Origin of the sequence: Acinetobacter sp. NIOH-H-8 (assembly GCF_046635365.1) — a bacterium.
Lineage (GTDB): Bacteria > Pseudomonadota > Gammaproteobacteria > Pseudomonadales > Moraxellaceae > Acinetobacter.
In genome coordinates this window covers 30,826-47,809 of the sequence record NZ_JBHDVN010000001.1, presented here as the reverse complement: position 1 = coordinate 47,809, position 16,984 = coordinate 30,826, and the positions used below count along the sequence as shown (strand labels likewise).

Annotated in this window: 16 protein-coding genes and 4 pseudogenes; 5 read left to right on the top strand and 15 right to left on the bottom strand. The window is 38.5% G+C overall.

The genetic code is table 11. The features are described from left to right. Positions 1-4 precede the first annotated feature (4 nt). Entirely contained in the window at positions 5-673 is a 669-nt protein-coding gene (locus ACEWB7_RS00250; protein ID WP_004647714.1) for an epoxyqueuosine reductase QueH, read from the top strand. Here ACEWB7_RS00250 and ACEWB7_RS00245 read toward each other — a convergent pair. From ACEWB7_RS00245 to ACEWB7_RS00235, 3 genes and pseudogenes are all read right to left on the bottom strand, one after another. Next, a complete protein-coding gene (locus ACEWB7_RS00245) occupies positions 670-2,061 on the bottom strand; it encodes a methylenetetrahydrofolate reductase C-terminal domain-containing protein (RefSeq protein ID WP_411580309.1) in 1,392 nt (463 codons plus the stop codon). The two genes, ACEWB7_RS00250 and ACEWB7_RS00245, sit on opposite strands and share 4 nt — an antisense overlap. 169 nt (positions 2,062-2,230) lie before the next feature. After that, positions 2,231-2,347, bottom strand: a pseudogene (locus tag ACEWB7_RS00240) (hypothetical protein); the annotation flags it as partial. 193 nt (positions 2,348-2,540) lie between these two features. Beyond that, positions 2,541-3,755 (bottom strand): tyrosine-type recombinase/integrase, encoded by a 1,215-nt coding sequence (locus tag ACEWB7_RS00235; RefSeq protein WP_341256522.1) that lies wholly within the window; start codon positions 3,753-3,755, stop codon positions 2,541-2,543. Positions 3,756-4,057: 302 nt separating this feature from the next. Between ACEWB7_RS00235 and ACEWB7_RS00230 the strand changes: the two genes are divergently transcribed. Then, positions 4,058-4,489: a PPC domain-containing protein gene (locus tag ACEWB7_RS00230; RefSeq protein WP_159123499.1), complete on the top strand. Its 432-nt coding sequence runs from the start codon at positions 4,058-4,060 to the stop codon at positions 4,487-4,489. 118 nt (positions 4,490-4,607) lie between these two features. Here the strand turns inward: ACEWB7_RS00230 and ACEWB7_RS00225 are convergent. The 5 genes and pseudogenes from ACEWB7_RS00225 to ACEWB7_RS00205 all read right to left on the bottom strand — a co-directional run bounded on the left by ACEWB7_RS00225 (position 4,608) and on the right by ACEWB7_RS00205 (position 8,620). Continuing rightward, positions 4,608-5,573, bottom strand: a pseudogene (locus ACEWB7_RS00225) (IS481 family transposase). Between the two features lie 202 nt (positions 5,574-5,775). Then, complete coding sequence (locus ACEWB7_RS00220) at positions 5,776-6,126, bottom strand: hypothetical protein (protein ID WP_004281821.1); 351 nt, start codon at positions 6,124-6,126, stop codon at positions 5,776-5,778. Positions 6,127-6,276: 150 nt separating this feature from the next. Further along, a pseudogene (locus ACEWB7_RS00215) lies at positions 6,277-6,776 on the bottom strand (IS3 family transposase); the annotation flags it as partial. Positions 6,777-6,945: 169 nt separating this feature from the next. Beyond that, the gene (locus ACEWB7_RS00210; RefSeq protein ID WP_159123500.1) at positions 6,946-7,584 is read right to left on the bottom strand and encodes a glutathione S-transferase family protein; all 639 of its coding nucleotides are present in this window, start codon (positions 7,582-7,584) and stop codon (positions 6,946-6,948) included. A gap of 16 nt (positions 7,585-7,600) precedes the next feature. After that, complete coding sequence (locus ACEWB7_RS00205) at positions 7,601-8,620, bottom strand: NADP-dependent oxidoreductase (protein ID WP_159123501.1); 1,020 nt, start codon at positions 8,618-8,620, stop codon at positions 7,601-7,603. A gap of 144 nt (positions 8,621-8,764) precedes the next feature. Here ACEWB7_RS00205 and ACEWB7_RS00200 point away from each other — a divergent pair, with 144 nt between their 5' ends. Beyond that, positions 8,765-9,373, top strand: coding sequence for a TetR/AcrR family transcriptional regulator (locus tag ACEWB7_RS00200; protein WP_004281836.1), 609 nt, complete (start codon positions 8,765-8,767; stop codon positions 9,371-9,373). Positions 9,374-9,484: 111 nt separating this feature from the next. Next, the gene (locus ACEWB7_RS00195) at positions 9,485-9,715 is read left to right on the top strand and encodes a hypothetical protein (RefSeq protein ID WP_001087973.1); all 231 of its coding nucleotides are present in this window, start codon (positions 9,485-9,487) and stop codon (positions 9,713-9,715) included. 83 nt (positions 9,716-9,798) lie between these two features. Here ACEWB7_RS00195 and ACEWB7_RS00190 read toward each other — a convergent pair whose 3' ends face one another. The 3 genes from ACEWB7_RS00190 to ACEWB7_RS00180 all read right to left on the bottom strand — a co-directional run bounded on the left by ACEWB7_RS00190 (position 9,799) and on the right by ACEWB7_RS00180 (position 13,037). Then, complete coding sequence (locus ACEWB7_RS00190) at positions 9,799-10,926, bottom strand: alkene reductase (protein ID WP_159123502.1); 1,128 nt, start codon at positions 10,924-10,926, stop codon at positions 9,799-9,801. Between the two features lie 200 nt (positions 10,927-11,126). Then, complete coding sequence (locus tag ACEWB7_RS00185) at positions 11,127-11,804, bottom strand: type 1 glutamine amidotransferase domain-containing protein (protein WP_004915316.1); 678 nt, start codon at positions 11,802-11,804, stop codon at positions 11,127-11,129. 75 nt (positions 11,805-11,879) lie between these two features. Further along, entirely contained in the window at positions 11,880-13,037 is a 1,158-nt protein-coding gene (locus ACEWB7_RS00180; protein WP_312317422.1) for an iron-containing alcohol dehydrogenase, read from the bottom strand. 184 nt (positions 13,038-13,221) lie between these two features. On the opposite strand from ACEWB7_RS00180, the pseudogene ACEWB7_RS00175 reads away from it, so the two are divergent. Continuing rightward, positions 13,222-13,556: pseudogene (locus tag ACEWB7_RS00175) on the top strand (IS3 family transposase); the annotation flags it as partial. 85 nt (positions 13,557-13,641) lie between these two features. Here ACEWB7_RS00175 and ACEWB7_RS00170 read toward each other — a convergent pair. The 4 genes from ACEWB7_RS00170 to ACEWB7_RS00155 all read right to left on the bottom strand — a co-directional run bounded on the left by ACEWB7_RS00170 (position 13,642) and on the right by ACEWB7_RS00155 (position 16,746). After that, a complete protein-coding gene (locus ACEWB7_RS00170; protein WP_010326125.1) occupies positions 13,642-13,944 on the bottom strand; it encodes a putative quinol monooxygenase in 303 nt (100 codons plus the stop codon). 333 nt (positions 13,945-14,277) lie between these two features. After that, a complete protein-coding gene (fghA, locus tag ACEWB7_RS00165; protein WP_159123504.1) occupies positions 14,278-15,108 on the bottom strand; it encodes an S-formylglutathione hydrolase in 831 nt (276 codons plus the stop codon). A gap of 228 nt (positions 15,109-15,336) precedes the next feature. Further along, positions 15,337-16,449, bottom strand: coding sequence for an S-(hydroxymethyl)glutathione dehydrogenase/class III alcohol dehydrogenase (locus tag ACEWB7_RS00160; protein WP_000842149.1), 1,113 nt, complete (start codon positions 16,447-16,449; stop codon positions 15,337-15,339). Between the two features lie 21 nt (positions 16,450-16,470). After that, positions 16,471-16,746 carry a metal/formaldehyde-sensitive transcriptional repressor gene (locus ACEWB7_RS00155; RefSeq protein ID WP_001133624.1) on the bottom strand — a complete coding sequence of 92 codons (276 nt, stop codon included), beginning with the start codon at positions 16,744-16,746 and terminating at the stop codon, positions 16,471-16,473. Between the last annotated feature and the right edge of the window lie 238 nt (positions 16,747-16,984).

Below are 16,984 nucleotides of genomic sequence, written 5' to 3'. Positions count from 1 at the left end.
AACTATGTCAAACAAACTTGAACGTCAGAAATTGACTCTCCCAGCAGGTCATGACAAGCTTCTGCTTCACTCCTGCTGTGCACCATGCTCGGGTGAAGTGATGGAAACCCTAATTGAATCAGGCATCGACTTTTCGATCTTTTTTTATAATCCCAATATTCACCCTGTCAAGGAATATGAAATCCGTAAGGAAGAAAATATTCGCTTTGCAGAAAAACATAATATTCCTTTTATTGACTGTGATTACGATACAGACAATTGGTTTGCACGTGCCAAAGGCATGGAAAATGAGCCAGAGAAAGGTATTCGCTGTACCATGTGTTTTGATATGCGCTTTGAACGGACTGCCCTTTATGCAGCTGAAAATGGCTTCAGCCTAATTAGTAGCTCATTGGGTATTTCTCGTTGGAAAGATATGAAGCAGATCAATGATTGTGGGCATCGTTCTGCTTCACATTATGAAGGTATCACCTATTGGGACTACAACTGGCGTAAAAATGGTGGTGCTGTTCGTATGCTTGAAATCAGCAAGAAGGAAGAATTCTACCAACAAGAATATTGTGGCTGTGTATACTCCTTACGTGATACCAACCGTTGGCGTATGAGCCAAGGTCGTGATCGCATCAAATTGGGCGTGAAATTTTATTCGAATGCCATGGATGATGAAAGCTAAGCTTCAGTCGCCAGATACCAATTTTTCCAGGAACTGGTTCCACGGACTTCAATGGGTACAGTTGGAATCAGTTTTTCTTTTAGAACGTCAGTCTGTCCCACGGCTTTGGCAAGTCGGGCTTTCACAGAATGAATGCATTCACGATCTCCAAACTCACAGCGATCCAATGTCGTACCACCACAAGGACCATTCGCCAATCCTTTGGGGCAAGTTTCAGGGCAAATATATAAAGTATCTCCTAACCTACATTGACCACAACTTTCACAACCCACAACCCCTTGCTTAGAGATAAATTCAGTTTTTAACAATGCTTTTGCTGCAGGAGTATTTTCCCAGAGTGAGGCTTTAAAAATAAAATGCCCCACACCTTTGGCAATTTTGGACTCAAATAGAGCCTTGTGCATGAAATGCAATTGCTGATATTTAATAAGCTGGCTAGAGGATGGTTGGCGGGAATAATAAGCTAATTCTGGCACGAGTTCCTTTTTAGTCTCCACTTGCCACAGTGCATTCCAGAGTGCTTCGAGTTCCTGTAAACCATAATGTCGATATTGTTCAATATATTTTTCTAAAAGCTTTTGCTCTTCAGGCTTATGGCATGCTGAAAGATGCACACCTGCAAAACCCAAATACTTACACATCAATATTTGTATAGCACAACGTTTATAAGCATTCTCAGTTCGTCCATCCTGTTTTTCCTGAGCCAACACTCGTAACATGTGTGGTGTAATCACAATTCCTGCGATCTTATGTTTCACCATAAAACTGGCACGTGCCAAACTAAGTGGCATAACACAAGCAAGTATATTTTGTGGGTATCGATGACGATTTAAAAAAGCCTTGGCTTGTTTTAAAGCCTCCATATCGTAACCCAATTGGGTAACGATAAAGTCTGCTCCTGCTTTAATCTTTTTGTGAAGTTTTAAATATTGTGCATCACGTTCAGCTTCAGCATATTTGAAGGGATTAAAAGCTACACCAATATGAAATCCACCATAACACTTTGCGGCCATGACCGCATTTACAGACTCTAAATATCGGGTGCGATTCGTTCCATCTTGACCATTTGTATGCCCTTTTAACTTATCACCTGTGAGAAGCAGTAAATTTTTTTGTCCCGAAGCTTGAGTTAATTTTAAGAAGGTCTCAAAATCAGTAATATCCCGACCTTTCCCTGAATAATGGATGATTTTTTCCACTGATGAAGGAAATGTCTTCGCACATTCAAGTGGTGGCAAATCACTATCGGCATGCACTCGATCTGCCAAAGTGATCGCACATGGAAATTCTGCTAAAGACATTGGTATAGCAATGCCCTTAGCAGAACTTAAATATTCCAACAAAATACAAAACTGATTGTGCTTAAAATGGGAAGCAAGCTGTGACATAAAATAAAGTTCAAATAAAAATGATTAAAGCAGGTCGCTATTATATTCGACCTAACAGAATCAGCCCGATTAATCTTAAACAGGCTGATATAGAAAATTTTAGTCAACAATTATGCAATGAATCTATTCACTACATTCAATCAGGCAACTTTCTCATGAGATTCTCGCTCTAATGTGAAATGAAATGCCTATTTTTCAAGAATATTTGATACGACTTAATGAAGTTCTCTTCTATCCATTTACCTTGCTTAAGATTCAATCGAACACGTTCAACACCGTCATAAACTTTAAGAGTTAAGAGAAATCATTAGATAATGATTTATGGCGGTGAATAGGTTGGTGCAACAAAGCCTATTCTAATTAAAACTTGGATTTCATAACCATTAATTTACAAGACCTCTTGCGAAAGTATCGTTTTGCCTAATTTTTGAATTGGCTAAAACCTTATTAAATGTAGCTTTAGGCTGTGTAAATCTTGACTAACGCAAGAGGTCTACAGTACAACTATCAATAAAATCGCCCCACCATTGCATCATTTCCATACGCTGATTAAAATATTCTGCATGATTATAACTTGCACGGGTTTTATTTTTATCAGTATGAGATAGCTGTGCTTCAATCCAATTTGATTGAAATAAACCGGATTCATTTAATATGGTACTAAATGTCGATCGTAATCCATGAGAAGTTAATTCATTTTTAGTATATCCCATTTTTCTGATAATCAAGTTCAGCGTATTAAAATGAATAGGTTTATTATTATTTCGGGGACTAGAAAACACATATTTTTCGCCATGAGACCAAACGAGTGCTGATTTCACAACTTCAAGTGCTTGATCAGATAGTGGAACAAAAAAATCAGGGATATCATGACCTAAAATAACCTTTCTTCTATATTGTTTAATATGTAAGGCTGGTATTTTCCATATTTTTTTATCTAGATCGAAGTGATGTGGTTCGCAAAGCAATAATTCTCCACCACGGACGCCTGTATATAATTTAAATAATAGGGCTTTTTTAATAATAGGATCTGTATTAACCTGCTTTAATCTAGCTAAGAATCTAGATAGTTCATCTGAGTTTAAATACGGATAATTTTTTTTAATTTTATTATTGATTAATATTTTATGAAGACCATGGGCAATATTATATTCGCAGTAACCCATTGCTACAGCATAATCATAAATCTGATTTAAATAACTATAGGCTTTCTTTACAGGTTCTTTTACATTTCTAGATTCTATATTTTTAATAATCTTAACTAGATCATATCTTTTAACTTCAATAAATGGCATTAGTCCAATATTTGGATAAACATCCTGATCTAAACATTTTTTTGCGAGCTGAATTACACCGCATCGTGGTTCATCTTCAAAGGAATTTTTAATTTTAAATTCTAACCATTCTTCACAAATATCCTGAAAAGTTTTGATGTATTTTTTATGCAGTGGTTTATTTTCATAATTATTAAATTTATATTCATCCCGGACTGATCTGGCCTCTTTCAAGGACATTACAGGATATTCACCCAACTTCATGCGAGGACGTTTATTTGTCCCTGTAAGTGAATAGCGGTAACTCCAAGATTTACGCCCGTTTGGTTCTACTTTCAAACTTAAGCCATCATCATCTGCCAGAAAATAGATTTTTTCCTTTGGTTTAGCTTGACGTACCTTAATTTCAGTAAGACTCATGAATTTTTAACCTAACCACAAATGGCACTGCTCAATTCAATTATAGCAAATTTAAGCGATATTCATATGATGCGTATCATACGCATCACATATTTTTATAAGTAATTGTTAAATAAAATTTATATTTAGATTGGTTATTCCCTAGTAACCAATTAATTAACCATTGATTTTGCAAGTCTTAAATTGGCATTTGAAGTGCAACCCCATGTTATGACTATTCACATTTCTGCTCCATGATTCATGGTTACTTATTAGTTATGTTATTATGTCAAGAGCGATACAAGAATTAGGGTAACCTTATTATGGAAATAGCGAATACGAAATTACTAGCTGGCGCTTTGATAACCCTAACTTTAACTATAGTTAGCCCTGTCGTACTTGCAAATGATAACAATGATATACGGAAGACTATTGTAGTTAAGTTTGCTAAAAAAGCTTACTCTGCAAATTATTACGGAAGGATAGATGGATACAAGTATGATTCCTACAAATTTTATGCTAAAAAAGGGCAAAAGTTAAAAGTGAAGTTGACTGGAGGAAATGTTGAAGCTTACTTATGGGGTAATCAATTAAAAGACTCCATCAATCTTGGAGAATATTCTCCAGAGCTTGATGATAATGGTATTTATATTTTACCTGCTTCAGGTGAGTATGAAATTAGAGTATTACAACCTAGATCACAGGCAAGAAAAGATAAAAAACCTCAATACTGGATGAGTATTGACATTAAATAAAGACTTGCTAGATTTTTTTAAGATTTTATAACAGGGTTCAAAAACTATTGCCAGTTAAACGGGGCGTGATTTTTATTCATATGTTTTTATATTAGTAAAAATGATATAGATACGTAACTCATAGAGATCGTTTCAATTTAACAATCTCTAAATACATCTTGTCATTGGCATGTTGAATCCGTTCATTTGAGGGGTCGTATTGCTTCTGGACTTCACCTAAGAAAGGAGTTTCTTCACATAATTCAAGTACCTTTCCATCGGTGTTTTATCTTTCAAAGCTGAATGTGGTCTCATCCAGTTATAGTAATGCTGCCATTCTGCCAGTTTGCTCTGAATTTCCTCTGAATCGATATCTACAGTAGCGTAGAACTCAGATTCATCAGTCTTTTGTGAGCGCTACCTTGCCATTCAGATGAGGTGAACCCGGTTTATTCGGCCTAAATTTGATCCCATACTGCATCATTTTTTCTGTACTTTTTCAGCAAAGAATTCTCGTCCACGATCGGTCCGTATTCGCTGTATGGGAAAAGGCATTTATTCAATTACACAGTTAAAAAGTCGAGTGTATTCGCAGCTGTTCGGCGTTTATATATCCTTAAAATGCGATATCGTGTGCAGTCATCGATAGATGTGTACTGATATAGTCCAGGACCCAGTTTACAGGTATCCATTTGAATTCTATCGCCTGGTAATGGACGTTCATAACAAATGTAATCCACTTTACGACGGAATTTTTTAATCGGTTTGACTTAATGGGTGGATAGTACTTTATGGATAGTCGCCAAGGACAACGAGACTCCGTGCAGCTCATTAATTCGGTTTGCAAACGTCGAGCACCAAGATTTCTAGCTGAGCGCATTTCCAATATTAAAGCTTCTAGCTCAGCATTGATTTTAGTATTTGGCGATTTCAAGGGACATTTACTATGACTACTTAATCCATCAATACCTTGTTCAGAATATCGTTTCCACCACTTGCGTAAAGTTGGTCTAGAAATACCACATCTTCGACAAACCAGGCCAGCATTATTGGTCTCTTCAAATAATTTAACCCATACGAGTCTTTGTTGAATTTCTCTGTTCATAGACACCCATTATATTGAAGTGATGTCTATGAATCACACAGATTATCATAAGGCTTTTGCAACTGTCGCACCTCATGTTTGAATTCACCCATTAACAGAGTGCGAATTAGTCCTTGATCATGTTTGACCACATTTCAAGGAATAGTGTCCAACTTTCGGTATGTAGATTATGGTGTGGGGTTCTCTTAAAGTTTAAACCTTATTATTTTACTTCAGTAATGCTGATTGGCTGGTCTTTTACAAATTCAACAACCCCTTCACCACGTTTAAAGTGAATTGAAACTCCATTATTATTAGCTAAACGAATACCACTACCAGCAACTGTTTGCTTTAAACGATATACCATGCCTGAGTTATCAGTCATTAAAGCAGTTTCAAAGTTATCCGATGATTTCAGAAAAATTAATAAACCATTTGGACCAGAAAATTTAAGGACCTGCGTATCAGCTGAAGTATTGCTTGTAGCCTTATCTTGTAAAGTTTCAGTCTTTGGACTCGAAGTACACCCAGTCATTGCTAAAACTAACAAAGTTAAACTTAGAAAATATTTCATTTAACTACCTTTTTCATCTGTAAATCATAGGTGTATTTATACTAATTGTTATAATTTAACAATAAAACAGATATTACTTTTTTTTACATAAAAAATCCATAAATCGCATTTTGAACCTTACCGGATTTATCGGAAATTTTTTTATTTAAGTTAGGCCACCTGACCTAACGGGTTAATCTTATCATAGTACATTGCTTCAAACTCAAAAGGCGATACATAACCTAGTGCACTGTGTACATGCTTTTTATTAAACCAATCTACCCAATTTAATGTCGCAAGTTGTACATCTGCTAAACTTTGCCAATCTGCTTTTAAATATTCAATCATCTCTGTTTTCTATAAGCCATTCACTGTTTCAGCCAAAGCATTATCGTATGAGTCCCCGTTGTACCGATTGATGCTCGTAAATTTTCTGCTCCTAAACGATTGGTATAGCGAATGGAAAGGTATTGAACACCTCTATGGGAATGATGAATCACATTCCTTGGCATACCTCAATCGTGCAATGCTTGCTCCAGTGCATCGAGCACCATATCTGTATTCATACGTGTTGATACTTTCCATCCAACAATTGCTCGTGAGAACACATCAATAATAAAGGCGGTATAGACCCAACCTGAATTTGTTTGAATATACGTAAAGTCACTCACCTGAGATACCGTCTTGGTAGTCAATCAATAATTGAACCGCTCTATCTCTGATTTCAGGGGTATATTTTACTTTTTTCATCGGAACACTACGCTTCGCTACGTCGTGCGAAGCAATGCTTCTCATCTCAGGAAAGTTGGTCTCCGACAAACCCGGTACGGTTCAATCTTGCTATTTTTGACTTTTCACACCATTTTGTTCAACTTGTACTGCGGCTTGCCAGCTAGGTAGTTGGCTTAAACCTGCTACGTAACGTTGGATATGCGGATAGTTTTCACCTTGTCCCATATGATAAACTAAAGCATGTAGTCCAAAGCCCATCATAAAGTCAGCACCGGTTAAACGGTCTGCCACTAGAAATTCTTTATCTTTTAAATATTCATTTAAATAGCTAAATACTTTATCGAACTCAACTTGAGTATAATTTTCTAGAAATACCAACTTCGTACCCTGCTTGGTTTCTATCGCATTAAACGTTTTTAACAAAAATGGCAGCATGGCAGAGCTTTCTGAGAAATGAATCCACTGTAGATAATCGACATAGGTAGGTTCATCCATATCTGGTGCTAAATGCGGCGCAAGTTGCTGAATTAATAACTCAACGATTGCGCCTGACTCTGCAATAACTTTGCCATCCCATTCCAATACTGGAGATTTCCCTAAAGGATGGATGGTTTTTAAAGATTCAGGGGCCAAATGCGTGCTTGAGTCACGATAATAGCGTATCAGCTCATAGGGCTGCTTGATTTCTTCAAGTAACCACAAAATGCGAAAAGAACGTGATTGATCTAAATGATGTAGTGTAATCATGATAATTCCTATTTTTTTAAAGTTTTACAACCACTTTGCCAAAGTTTTCGCCCTTCAACATACCATTGAAAGCATTGATCGTGTTATCTAAACCTTGCACCATATGCTCTTTATATTTGATTTTTCCGTCTTTCAACCATTCAGACATTTGCTGATAGAATTCCGGATACTGACTGCCATAATCATCAAAAATAATAAAGCCTTGCATGCGAATACGCTTTTTTAAAAGGGTGGAAATAAAGCCCGGTAAACGGTCTCGCCCTTGTGCTTGCTCGGTAGCGTTATACTGGGAAACCACACCACACACCGGTACACGTGCCGCAGAGTTAAGCAATGGCCATACCGCATCAAACACTTTACCCCCCACATTCTCATAATAAATATCAATACCGTTGGGAGCTGCTTGTTGTAATTGTTCTGTAAAATTTTCATCATGATGATTGATACAAGCATCGAAGCCGAGTTCTTCTACTGCATAACGACATTTTTCAGGCCCACCTGCGATGCCAACCACGCGACAACCTTTAATTTTGCCAATCTGTCCAACCGTAGCACCAACAGGTCCCGTTGCAGCTGCAACGACTAAAGTTTCACCGGCTTTAGGCTGACCAATGTCCAACAACCCCATATAAGCAGTAAATCCTGGCATTCCCAAAATACCCAATGCCCAAGATGGATGTTCAGGTTGCATACCTAAGCTTTGACAGGCAGACCCATTAGAAATTGCGTAGCCCTGCCAGCCATTTCCTGAAAGAACCCACTCTCCTTCTTTGAATTTTGGGTTTTTAGAGGCCACCACTTGACTGACTGTTCCACCGACCATCACTTCGCCAATTTCAACCGGTGCTGCATATGAAGGAGCATCGCTCATGCGACCACGCATATAAGGATCGAGTGACAAGTAAATGGTTTTTAACAATATCTCGCCTTGTTTAAGTTCATTGAGCTCAACTTGTTCAATACGAAAATCGCTGTGTTTTGGCTCACCCACTGGCCGTTGAGCTAAAACGATGCGTTGATTAATAACTGTTTTCACACATATAACTCCATGTTTTATTTAAAAGTATTTCTCTTCATAATCAAAAATTATGATTAAAATTTCTTTACATCCATTGTAGATGAGTTATAATAAAAAACAATACGACCGGTCTATTTTTTTACAATAGAGTAAATAATTAATATGAAGCCTACTCCTATTAAAAAGTCTGAAGCGAAGCGCTTACACATTCTTAATACCAGTTCAGACCTGATTTTGCATAAAGGTTTTACTGGTGTAGGATTACAGGAAATTTTACAGAGCTGTGAGATCCCTAAAGGCTCGTTTTATCATTATTTCCAATCCAAGGAAGCTTTCGGATGTGAATTGGTACAACATTATGTGGATAATTACCAAGTCCGTTTAAATGATGTATGGCGTAGTGATAAATCCCCTTATCAAAAGCTGATTGAGTATTTTAATTTATGGATAGAAGATCCTGAAACACAGTGTGGTTGGGCGGATAGCTGTTTAATTGTGAAACTTGCCGCAGAAGTTGCCGATCTATCTGAAGATATGCGCTCCATTATGTCCGCTGGCGTCGATGATGTAATCCAACGGATTGCTGCTTTAATTGATTTGGGAAAACAGGATCAGTCTATCCAAGCAGATACTGAGGCCTCGACGTTGGCACAAGTACTTTACCAAATGTGGTTAGGTGCAGCATTACTGAGTAAGTTGCAAAAAGATAAAACGCCATTACATCAAGCTCTGAGAGCAACTAAATTTCTATTAAAAAGCGAAGATTCATAAAAATTAAATTAAATATCAACAACATAATTAATGGTTTATGATAGCAACCCAATGATTACTTATTCATGTATTGCTATTAGATCGATTTACAATCAATGAGTATAGCGCGCAATGAATTCTCCTTCTAAAGCCCTCATGACTCGTATTTTAGTCGGATATTTAGGCTTATATCCCACACTATTACTAGTACTCACTTTATTAAAGCCAATTACTCAGCATCAAAGTTTCCCGATGATGGTGTTGATTGAAGTCATAGTATTAGTGCCAGTAACGCAACTGATTTCTTTCCCACTGGCAGGTTGGCTCATTACACAGCTAAAAAATTTTAAGAATTTGTTTTAACAAGAAATTGTGCTGGCAACAGCAATCCTAAGTCCTTATTTTGCCAACCACAAAGGTTGGCAAAATAACTCACTTAGTCGAGATTAATCTGCGTAAGCTGGATAATCAATATAGCCTTTTTCCGTCCCACCATACATAGTGCTTGCATCTACTGCATTCAATGGCCAGCCATTAGCGATGCGATCGGGTAAATCTGGATTCGCAATAAATGGGCGTCCAAATGCAATTAAATCGGCCAGTCCTGCCTCTAAAATTCGAGTCCCTCTTTCTGCCGTATATCGACCTGCATAAATAATACGACCACTGAAAGTGTCTCTGACATCTTTACGAAAATCGTGAGGAAGTTCTGGTGCATTATCCCAATCAGCTTCTGCAATAGATAGATAGGCAATCCCAACTTCTTCAAGTATTTTTATGGCTTCAATATAAGTCACATGTGGATCATCTTCAACCAACCCCATGTACACACGATCTTCCTCTGTACTTTCAAATAGTGGGGCAAAACGCACTCCTAAACGATCTGCACCAACCACCTCAGCAACTGCCTGTACTACTTCACGTAAAAAACGCAAACGATTGTTTAGTGATCCACCATATTCATCTTCACGGTGGTTACTATGTGCAGAGATAAATTGATTTACCAAATAACCATTTGCACAATGAATTTCAACTCCATCAAAACCAGCAGCCAAGGCATTGCGTGCGGCTTGAGCATAGAGTTGCACTAATTCTTTAACTTCTGCATTGCTTAAAGCACGTGGCATTGAAGGATCAGCCAAGGCACCTGCATTGGGCCCGGTCTCAATAAAGACTTTAACATTATTATCAGCCTTAATAGCCGAAGGCGCGACCGGTGATGCATGATCGGGTTGCAAAGATGTATGTGAAACACGCCCAACATGCCAAAGTTGTGCAAAAATAATACCTCCTTTAGCATGCACTGCTTCCGTCACTTTACGCCATCCAGCAATCTGTTCAGGGCTGTAAATACCTGGAGTCCAAGCATAGCCTTGACCACGTGGCTCGATTTGCGTACCTTCGGTGACCATAAATCCTGCCCCGGCACGCTGTTGATAATAGGTTGCCATCAGTTCATTTGGAATATTCCCTGGCTGAGTACTACGCGACCGCGTTAATGGTGGCAATACAATACGGTTTTTCAAAACATAAGGGCCTAAGCTTAAGTTTTGAAAAAGTTTACTGTCTTTCATTTCACTGTGTATCCAAGTCATCATGACTTAATTGATCTACATTAAATACCCATCCTTCCTGTATATAGAAAAATAAAGGAAGGAAAGCTATTCACTCAGGCCCCTCACCATTAAGTGACGGTTATTTTGCTTATTGAGCCAGTTGCTCAGAGTTAGAAGTTTATTCACTACTAAGCACCACAACAGGCACTAGCTACTCTTTATTTCAACAATTGAAGTAATGCTGAGGCAGTTGCAGCAGAAGATGCTGGATTTTGTCCAGTAACCAGCAAGCCATCTACTTGAACATATACTTGCCAATCATCTACTTTAGAATAATGACCACCGTTTTCTTTAAGCATGTCTTCAACTAAAAATGGTACGATTTCAGTCAAACCTACAGCGGCCTCCTCAGTATTGGTGAAACCAGTCACTAATTTACCGCTAACTAAAGGCGCTCCATTACTCGCTTTCACATGACGAAGAACACCTGGGGCATGACACACTGCTGCAACAGGTTTGCCAGACTGAATCGCCTGTTCTATCAGAGAAATTGAAATCGGATCTTCTGCTAAATCCCACAATGGGCCATGCCCGCCTGGATAAAACACTGCATCATAATCAGCTACAGAAATTTCGCTAAGTTTATGCGTCTGTGCCAATGCTTGCATTGCAGTTGGATCAGCTTCAAAACGATGAGTGGTTTCAGTTTGTGCATCTGCTAAATTACTTTTCGGATCTAGTGGTGGCTGCCCACCTTGAGGCGACGCCAACGTAACTTCAGCACCAGAGTCAATAAAGGTGTAATACGGTGCAGCAAGTTCCTCTAGCCAGAAACCTGTTTTCTTACCAGTATTGCCAAGTTGATCATGTGAGGTTAAAACGATTAAAATTTTCATGTTATTTCTCCGATAATTTTCATGATTGAGGAGCATTGTTACAGGGTCAGAGCATGCTAGATACGCGCATTTAGCTTAGATGCTCATCTCGAGAATTTGGCGACTGATCTCTAATGAAACATTTTTATGTTCGCCTAGCTGTGTAAGATTATGTGATTTAAGTTGCGTAATGATGATCTCAATATCTGTCTCCCCCAGTCCATAATCGCTAAGACGAGTCGGCAATCCAAGTTGCTCAAAGAAGGCTCGAGTACGAGCAATAGCAGTATCAATACGTTGTTCTTCATCACCTTCGACAATCTGCCAGACACGAGCTGCATACTGTAGTAATTTTTCTCGCTTCTCTTGACGACGCACTTGTAGATTGGCCGGTAACACAATGGCCAAGGTACGAGCATGATCAATACCATGTAAAGCCGTGAGCTCATGTCCAATCAAATGGGTTGACCAATCTTGTGGTACCCCAGCTCCAATTAGCCCATTCAGTGCCATGCTAGCAGACCACATCAAATTCGCACGCGTGTCATAATCTGCTGAATCTTCAAAGATTTTCGGTCCAATCTCAATCAGAGTTTGCAATAGACCTTCGGCAAAACGATCTTGTACTTGTGCATTCACAGAGTAAGTTAAGTACTGTTCCATGACATGAATAAATGCATCGACCACGCCATTTGCTAACTGGCGCGTCGGCAAGCTAAAAGTTTTATTCGGATCGAGTACGGAAAATTGTGGAAAAACATAGGGACTGCTAAATGACAATTTGGCTTGGGTCGATTTTCTGGTGACTACCCCACCGCTATTCATTTCTGAACCAGTTGCTGGAAGGGTGAGTACACTCGCAAAAGGCAAAGCTTGGGTAATTTTAGTACCATGGGTTTCTAAAATCTCCCATGCATCCCCTGTATAATTGACTGCTGCTGCAATAAATTTAGTACCATCAATTACCGATCCACCACCGACAGCCATCAAGAAATCTATCTTTTGTTCTCGAATCAGCTCTACAGCTTTCATGAGGGTTTCATAACTCGGATTCGGCTCAATTCCGCCAAATTCATGAATTTCTCTTGCACCTAATGCTTCACGCACCTCAGCTAAAGTACCATTCTTACGTGCACTTTCACCACCAAACAACATTAATACTTTTGCTTCTGTAGGCACATAGTCATTGATTTTAGCTATTGTATCGCCACCAAAAATAATGCGGGTCGGATTATAAAAGTTAAAATTCAGCATATTTTTATCCTAGGATGATCAACTAATTGATTTGAAAAACCACCGTTATTCATCAAATAAACTTTAAAAAAATTGGACAACACTGCGGCTTTTGACTGCACCATGTGCTAACTATACATAAAAATAGACCAGTCGTCTATTTTTATAAAAATTATTTCAGCTTGGCGACTTTAGTGATGGTTAAACACATTCAGGCTTGTTCTATACCACTTTTATTATTGATGTATTTTCACGAGCGATTGTTGGATGGAAGGTATCAACATGTATAACTATTGACATGGTCGTGAACGCATTGGCTGAAACAGTGAATGGCTCATACAAAATATCAATGATTAAATATTTTAAAAGCAGATTGGCACGGTTTAACAGATGTACAAATGCGACAGTAAATTAGATAGATTGGTTCAATATAAAGCATGTAAATAGTTGCATTCGTTTATTTACCTTGCCCTGTTCTGGATATTGACCCATTTAAATGATGAGATTAAGCCAATAAATAAAGTAGCCCAACTTGAATAAAAAGCCTCTGACAAACCTCACAGGGTTAAAGTGCTGCCTTTCATTCAAAATTTCAGGCAGCACACTCATACATTTAAGCGTCGGTTTAAGCTGGTAGTTTACTCGCCAAAACATCTACTTTTTCAATAGACGGTGGCTCTGAAAATAGCTCATCGGCCTGAGCCATCAAAGCAGCTGCAACCTTGCCAGATAGATGTGCTTGGCGACCCGCCTCATCAGGAAATGCATCAAATATACCAAATGTTGTAGGTCCAAGACGTAGGCCAAACCACGCAACTGTCGCGGGTTCTTCCATCACAATAGGTAAACCGGCTTTAAGGAAAGCTTCCACTTCGTCTTCTTTACCCGGTTTAGCTTCAAGGCGGACATATAAAGCTGTTTTAAGCATGACTAAGACTCCACAATTGATTAGAATTAAAACGATTCTGACATTGCTAATGGATGCATGTCAGAAAGTTTTGTTGTATAAAAGTTAAAAAAAATTCCCATAGCTGAGCCAAAATCTGGTTTTTTTATTTCGGCATAATGCTATGAATTTATTCAAGTTAATACCATTAACATTTGAATCAGAAAATTAAGATATGAGATGATTAAATTCAATCTTAGTTATATAAGGATCAATTGATTCGCCCTTAGATTTATAAGCTGACCTCTTCATCTGGAAATTATATTGCTCAAGAGGCATTCAAGAACAACATGTACATCCTCATATCTATGAAAGTTATTTAGCTAGGAATTTGCTGTGAAACTCTAGATGTTTCTCTATAAAGCTCGCAATGAAGTAATAGCTATGGTCATACCCTTCTCTTAGGTTAAGTGTAAGAGGATATTCTTGTTCCAAACAAATATCACTAAGAAGCTTAGGCCTTAACTGTTCTTCAAGAAAATCATCAGCTGTTCCCTGATCGACTAAAAGAGGTAAATGAACTTCAGCGTTTTTGATTAATTCAATCGCATCATAGCTTTTCCATAAAGTTTCGGTTTCACCTAGGTAGTGTGTGAAAGCCTTTTTCCCCCAAGGTACTTGGCTAGGTGCAACAATTGGTGCAAAAGCAGAAATACTTTTATACAGCTCAGGGTTTTTTAAACCAATTACTAATGCACCATGACCACCCATGCTATGCCCCATAATGCTTTGGACTAGGTTGGTCGGAAAATTCAGGTCAATCAGATTTCTGAGCTCTTCCACAATATAATCATACATTTTGAAATGCTGTGACCAGGGTGCTTTTGTTGCATTTACATAGAATCCTGCGCCTTGGCCTAAATCATAATCTGCATGATCTGGTACATCCTCTCCACGTGGGCTGGTATCTGGTGCAACAATAATGACTTTATGTTCAGCCGCATACTTTTGTGCTCCGGCTTTAGTAATAAAGTTCTGTTCGTTGCAAGTCAGTCCTGATAACCAATATAAAACTGGCAACCGCTCATCTTTATCATGAGGTGGCAGATATATTGAGAATTTCATTGAACAGTTTAATGCTATTGACTGATGGCGATACACTTCTTGCGATCCACCAAAAGAAGCATGTTTCTCAATTATTTCCATAATCAATTACCTATGTTGAGCAAGACTTCATGAGAAATCGAGTAAACAAAGAGTCTGACATTCTCCACAGAGAATAGTGATAAAGATTTAAAATGTAGGCAGGTTGATTAAACCTATACACGATGCCTGCACAGTTAGATGTGTTTTACAGATAATGTGCCGTTTTAGAGGATTCCATGCATGTCATTCATGATGCACATGCATGGAATCGTATAAGGTCTGACGGAATTATTCGTAATGAATTACAGTACGAATTGACTTACCTTCATGCATTAGATCAAAGGCTTCATTGATCTGATCCAAGCCCATCGTATGTGTCACAAATGGTTCTAATTGAATTTTACCTTTCATGGCATCTTCAACCATTCCTGGAAGTTGCGTGCGACCTTTTACGCCACCAAAAGCAGAACCTAACCATTTACGACCAGTAACTAGTTGGAATGGACGGGTAGAGATTTCTTGACCTGCGCCAGCTACACCAATAATTACGGATTGTCCCCAGCCACGGTGTGCACTTTCAAGGGCTGCACGCATTACATTCACGTTGCCAATACATTCAAATGAATGATCTACACCCCAGCCAGTCATTTCGACAATGACTTGCTGGATTGGTTTATCGTAGTCTTTAGGGTTCAAGAAGTCCGTTGCACCAAACTCTTTTGCCAGCGCAAATTTATCTGGATTCATGTCAACCACAATAATACGCCCTGCTTTAGCTTGACGTGCGGCTTGTACGACTGCCAAACCAATACCACCTAAACCAAAGACCGCAACACTATCACCTTCTTGTACTTTAGCCGTGTTATGTACTGCACCGATACCCGTTGTTACCCCACAACCCAGTAAGCAGACATGTTCGTGATTGGCTTCAGGATTGATTTTAGCCAATGATACTTCTGCCACTACAGTGTATTCACTGAACGTTGAGCAGCCCATATAGTGGTAAATCGGTTGACCATTGTAGGAAAAACGAGTGGTACCATCTGGCATTACGCCTCTACCTTGAGTTTCGCGAACGGAAATACACAAGTTCGATTTTCCAGATTTACAGAATACGCACTCGCCACATTCAGCAGTGTAAAGTGGAATTACATGATCACCTGGTTTGACGCTAGTCACGCCTTCACCAACCTCAACTACAACACCAGCACCTTCATGCCCGAGAATAGCCGGAAAAACGCCTTCAGGATCATCGCCAGATAAAGTAAATGCGTCTGTATGACACACACCGGTATGGGAGATCTTGATTAATACTTCACCTTTCTTCGGTGGTGCAACATCAACCTCAACAATTTGAAGAGGTTGACCAGGACCAAACGCAACGGCAGCACGTGACTTCATGGAATAATTCCTTATACAGATCTATTTTAAATATGATTTTAGAATCTTGGCGATTTCAGCCAATTCTTCTTTTCGTTGTTGTTCTGTGGTTTCACCCGATACTAAAGTGTCTTTTAAATGAACCTCTAACATCTCATTCATTAAACCATTAATAGCACCACGCACAGAGCATATTTGTTGCAGAATTGCACCACATTCCACATTGTCTTCTAACGCTTTTTCAATCGCTTGCGTCTGACCTTTGATCTTTCTGACGCGTAGAAGAATCTTTTTTTTGTCTTCAACCTGATTAGGCATCAGACCTCCTTATTTGCTAGCATAAATACTATAGTACCCCATAGTATAAAAAAAGCAATATTTTTTATAAATCGAAAATCAAAAAGCTCTTTAGCGAAAATTTTCTATCCCTGTTTTTAGTTTTTTTAAATTAACATCATAGAACTTATGCGAAAGTCACAAAAAAAATGGGACTTTTAGCTCCCATTTTTATTTTGGCTCATGTTCTTTGTAATGCTGGGACCTTTTAGAATTATGT

Coding starts and splice junctions, on each gene's coding strand:
- ACEWB7_RS00200 (WP_004281836.1), top strand. CDS start 8,765: ATGAAGCCTACTCCTATTAAAAAGTCTGAAGCGAAGCGCTTACACATT.
- ACEWB7_RS00155 (WP_001133624.1), bottom strand. CDS start 16,746: ATGCCTAATCAGGTTGAAGACAAAAAAAAGATTCTTCTACGCGTCAGA.
- ACEWB7_RS00160 (WP_000842149.1), bottom strand. CDS start 16,449: ATGAAGTCACGTGCTGCCGTTGCGTTTGGTCCTGGTCAACCTCTTCAA.
- ACEWB7_RS00235 (WP_341256522.1), bottom strand. CDS start 3,755: ATGAGTCTTACTGAAATTAAGGTACGTCAAGCTAAACCAAAGGAAAAA.
- fghA (WP_159123504.1), bottom strand. CDS start 15,108: ATGGAAATAATTGAGAAACATGCTTCTTTTGGTGGATCGCAAGAAGTG.
- ACEWB7_RS00230 (WP_159123499.1), top strand. CDS start 4,058: ATGGAAATAGCGAATACGAAATTACTAGCTGGCGCTTTGATAACCCTA.
- ACEWB7_RS00210 (WP_159123500.1), bottom strand. CDS start 7,584: ATGATTACACTACATCATTTAGATCAATCACGTTCTTTTCGCATTTTG.
- ACEWB7_RS00180 (WP_312317422.1), bottom strand. CDS start 13,037: ATGCTGAATTTTAACTTTTATAATCCGACCCGCATTATTTTTGGTGGC.
- ACEWB7_RS00220 (WP_004281821.1), bottom strand. CDS start 6,126: ATGAAATATTTTCTAAGTTTAACTTTGTTAGTTTTAGCAATGACTGGG.
- ACEWB7_RS00170 (WP_010326125.1), bottom strand. CDS start 13,944: ATGCTTAAAACAGCTTTATATGTCCGCCTTGAAGCTAAACCGGGTAAA.
- ACEWB7_RS00185 (WP_004915316.1), bottom strand. CDS start 11,804: ATGAAAATTTTAATCGTTTTAACCTCACATGATCAACTTGGCAATACT.
- ACEWB7_RS00245 (WP_411580309.1), bottom strand. CDS start 2,061: ATGTCACAGCTTGCTTCCCATTTTAAGCACAATCAGTTTTGTATTTTG.
- ACEWB7_RS00195 (WP_001087973.1), top strand. CDS start 9,485: ATGAATTCTCCTTCTAAAGCCCTCATGACTCGTATTTTAGTCGGATAT.
- ACEWB7_RS00250 (WP_004647714.1), top strand. CDS start 5: ATGTCAAACAAACTTGAACGTCAGAAATTGACTCTCCCAGCAGGTCAT.
- ACEWB7_RS00190 (WP_159123502.1), bottom strand. CDS start 10,926: ATGAAAGACAGTAAACTTTTTCAAAACTTAAGCTTAGGCCCTTATGTT.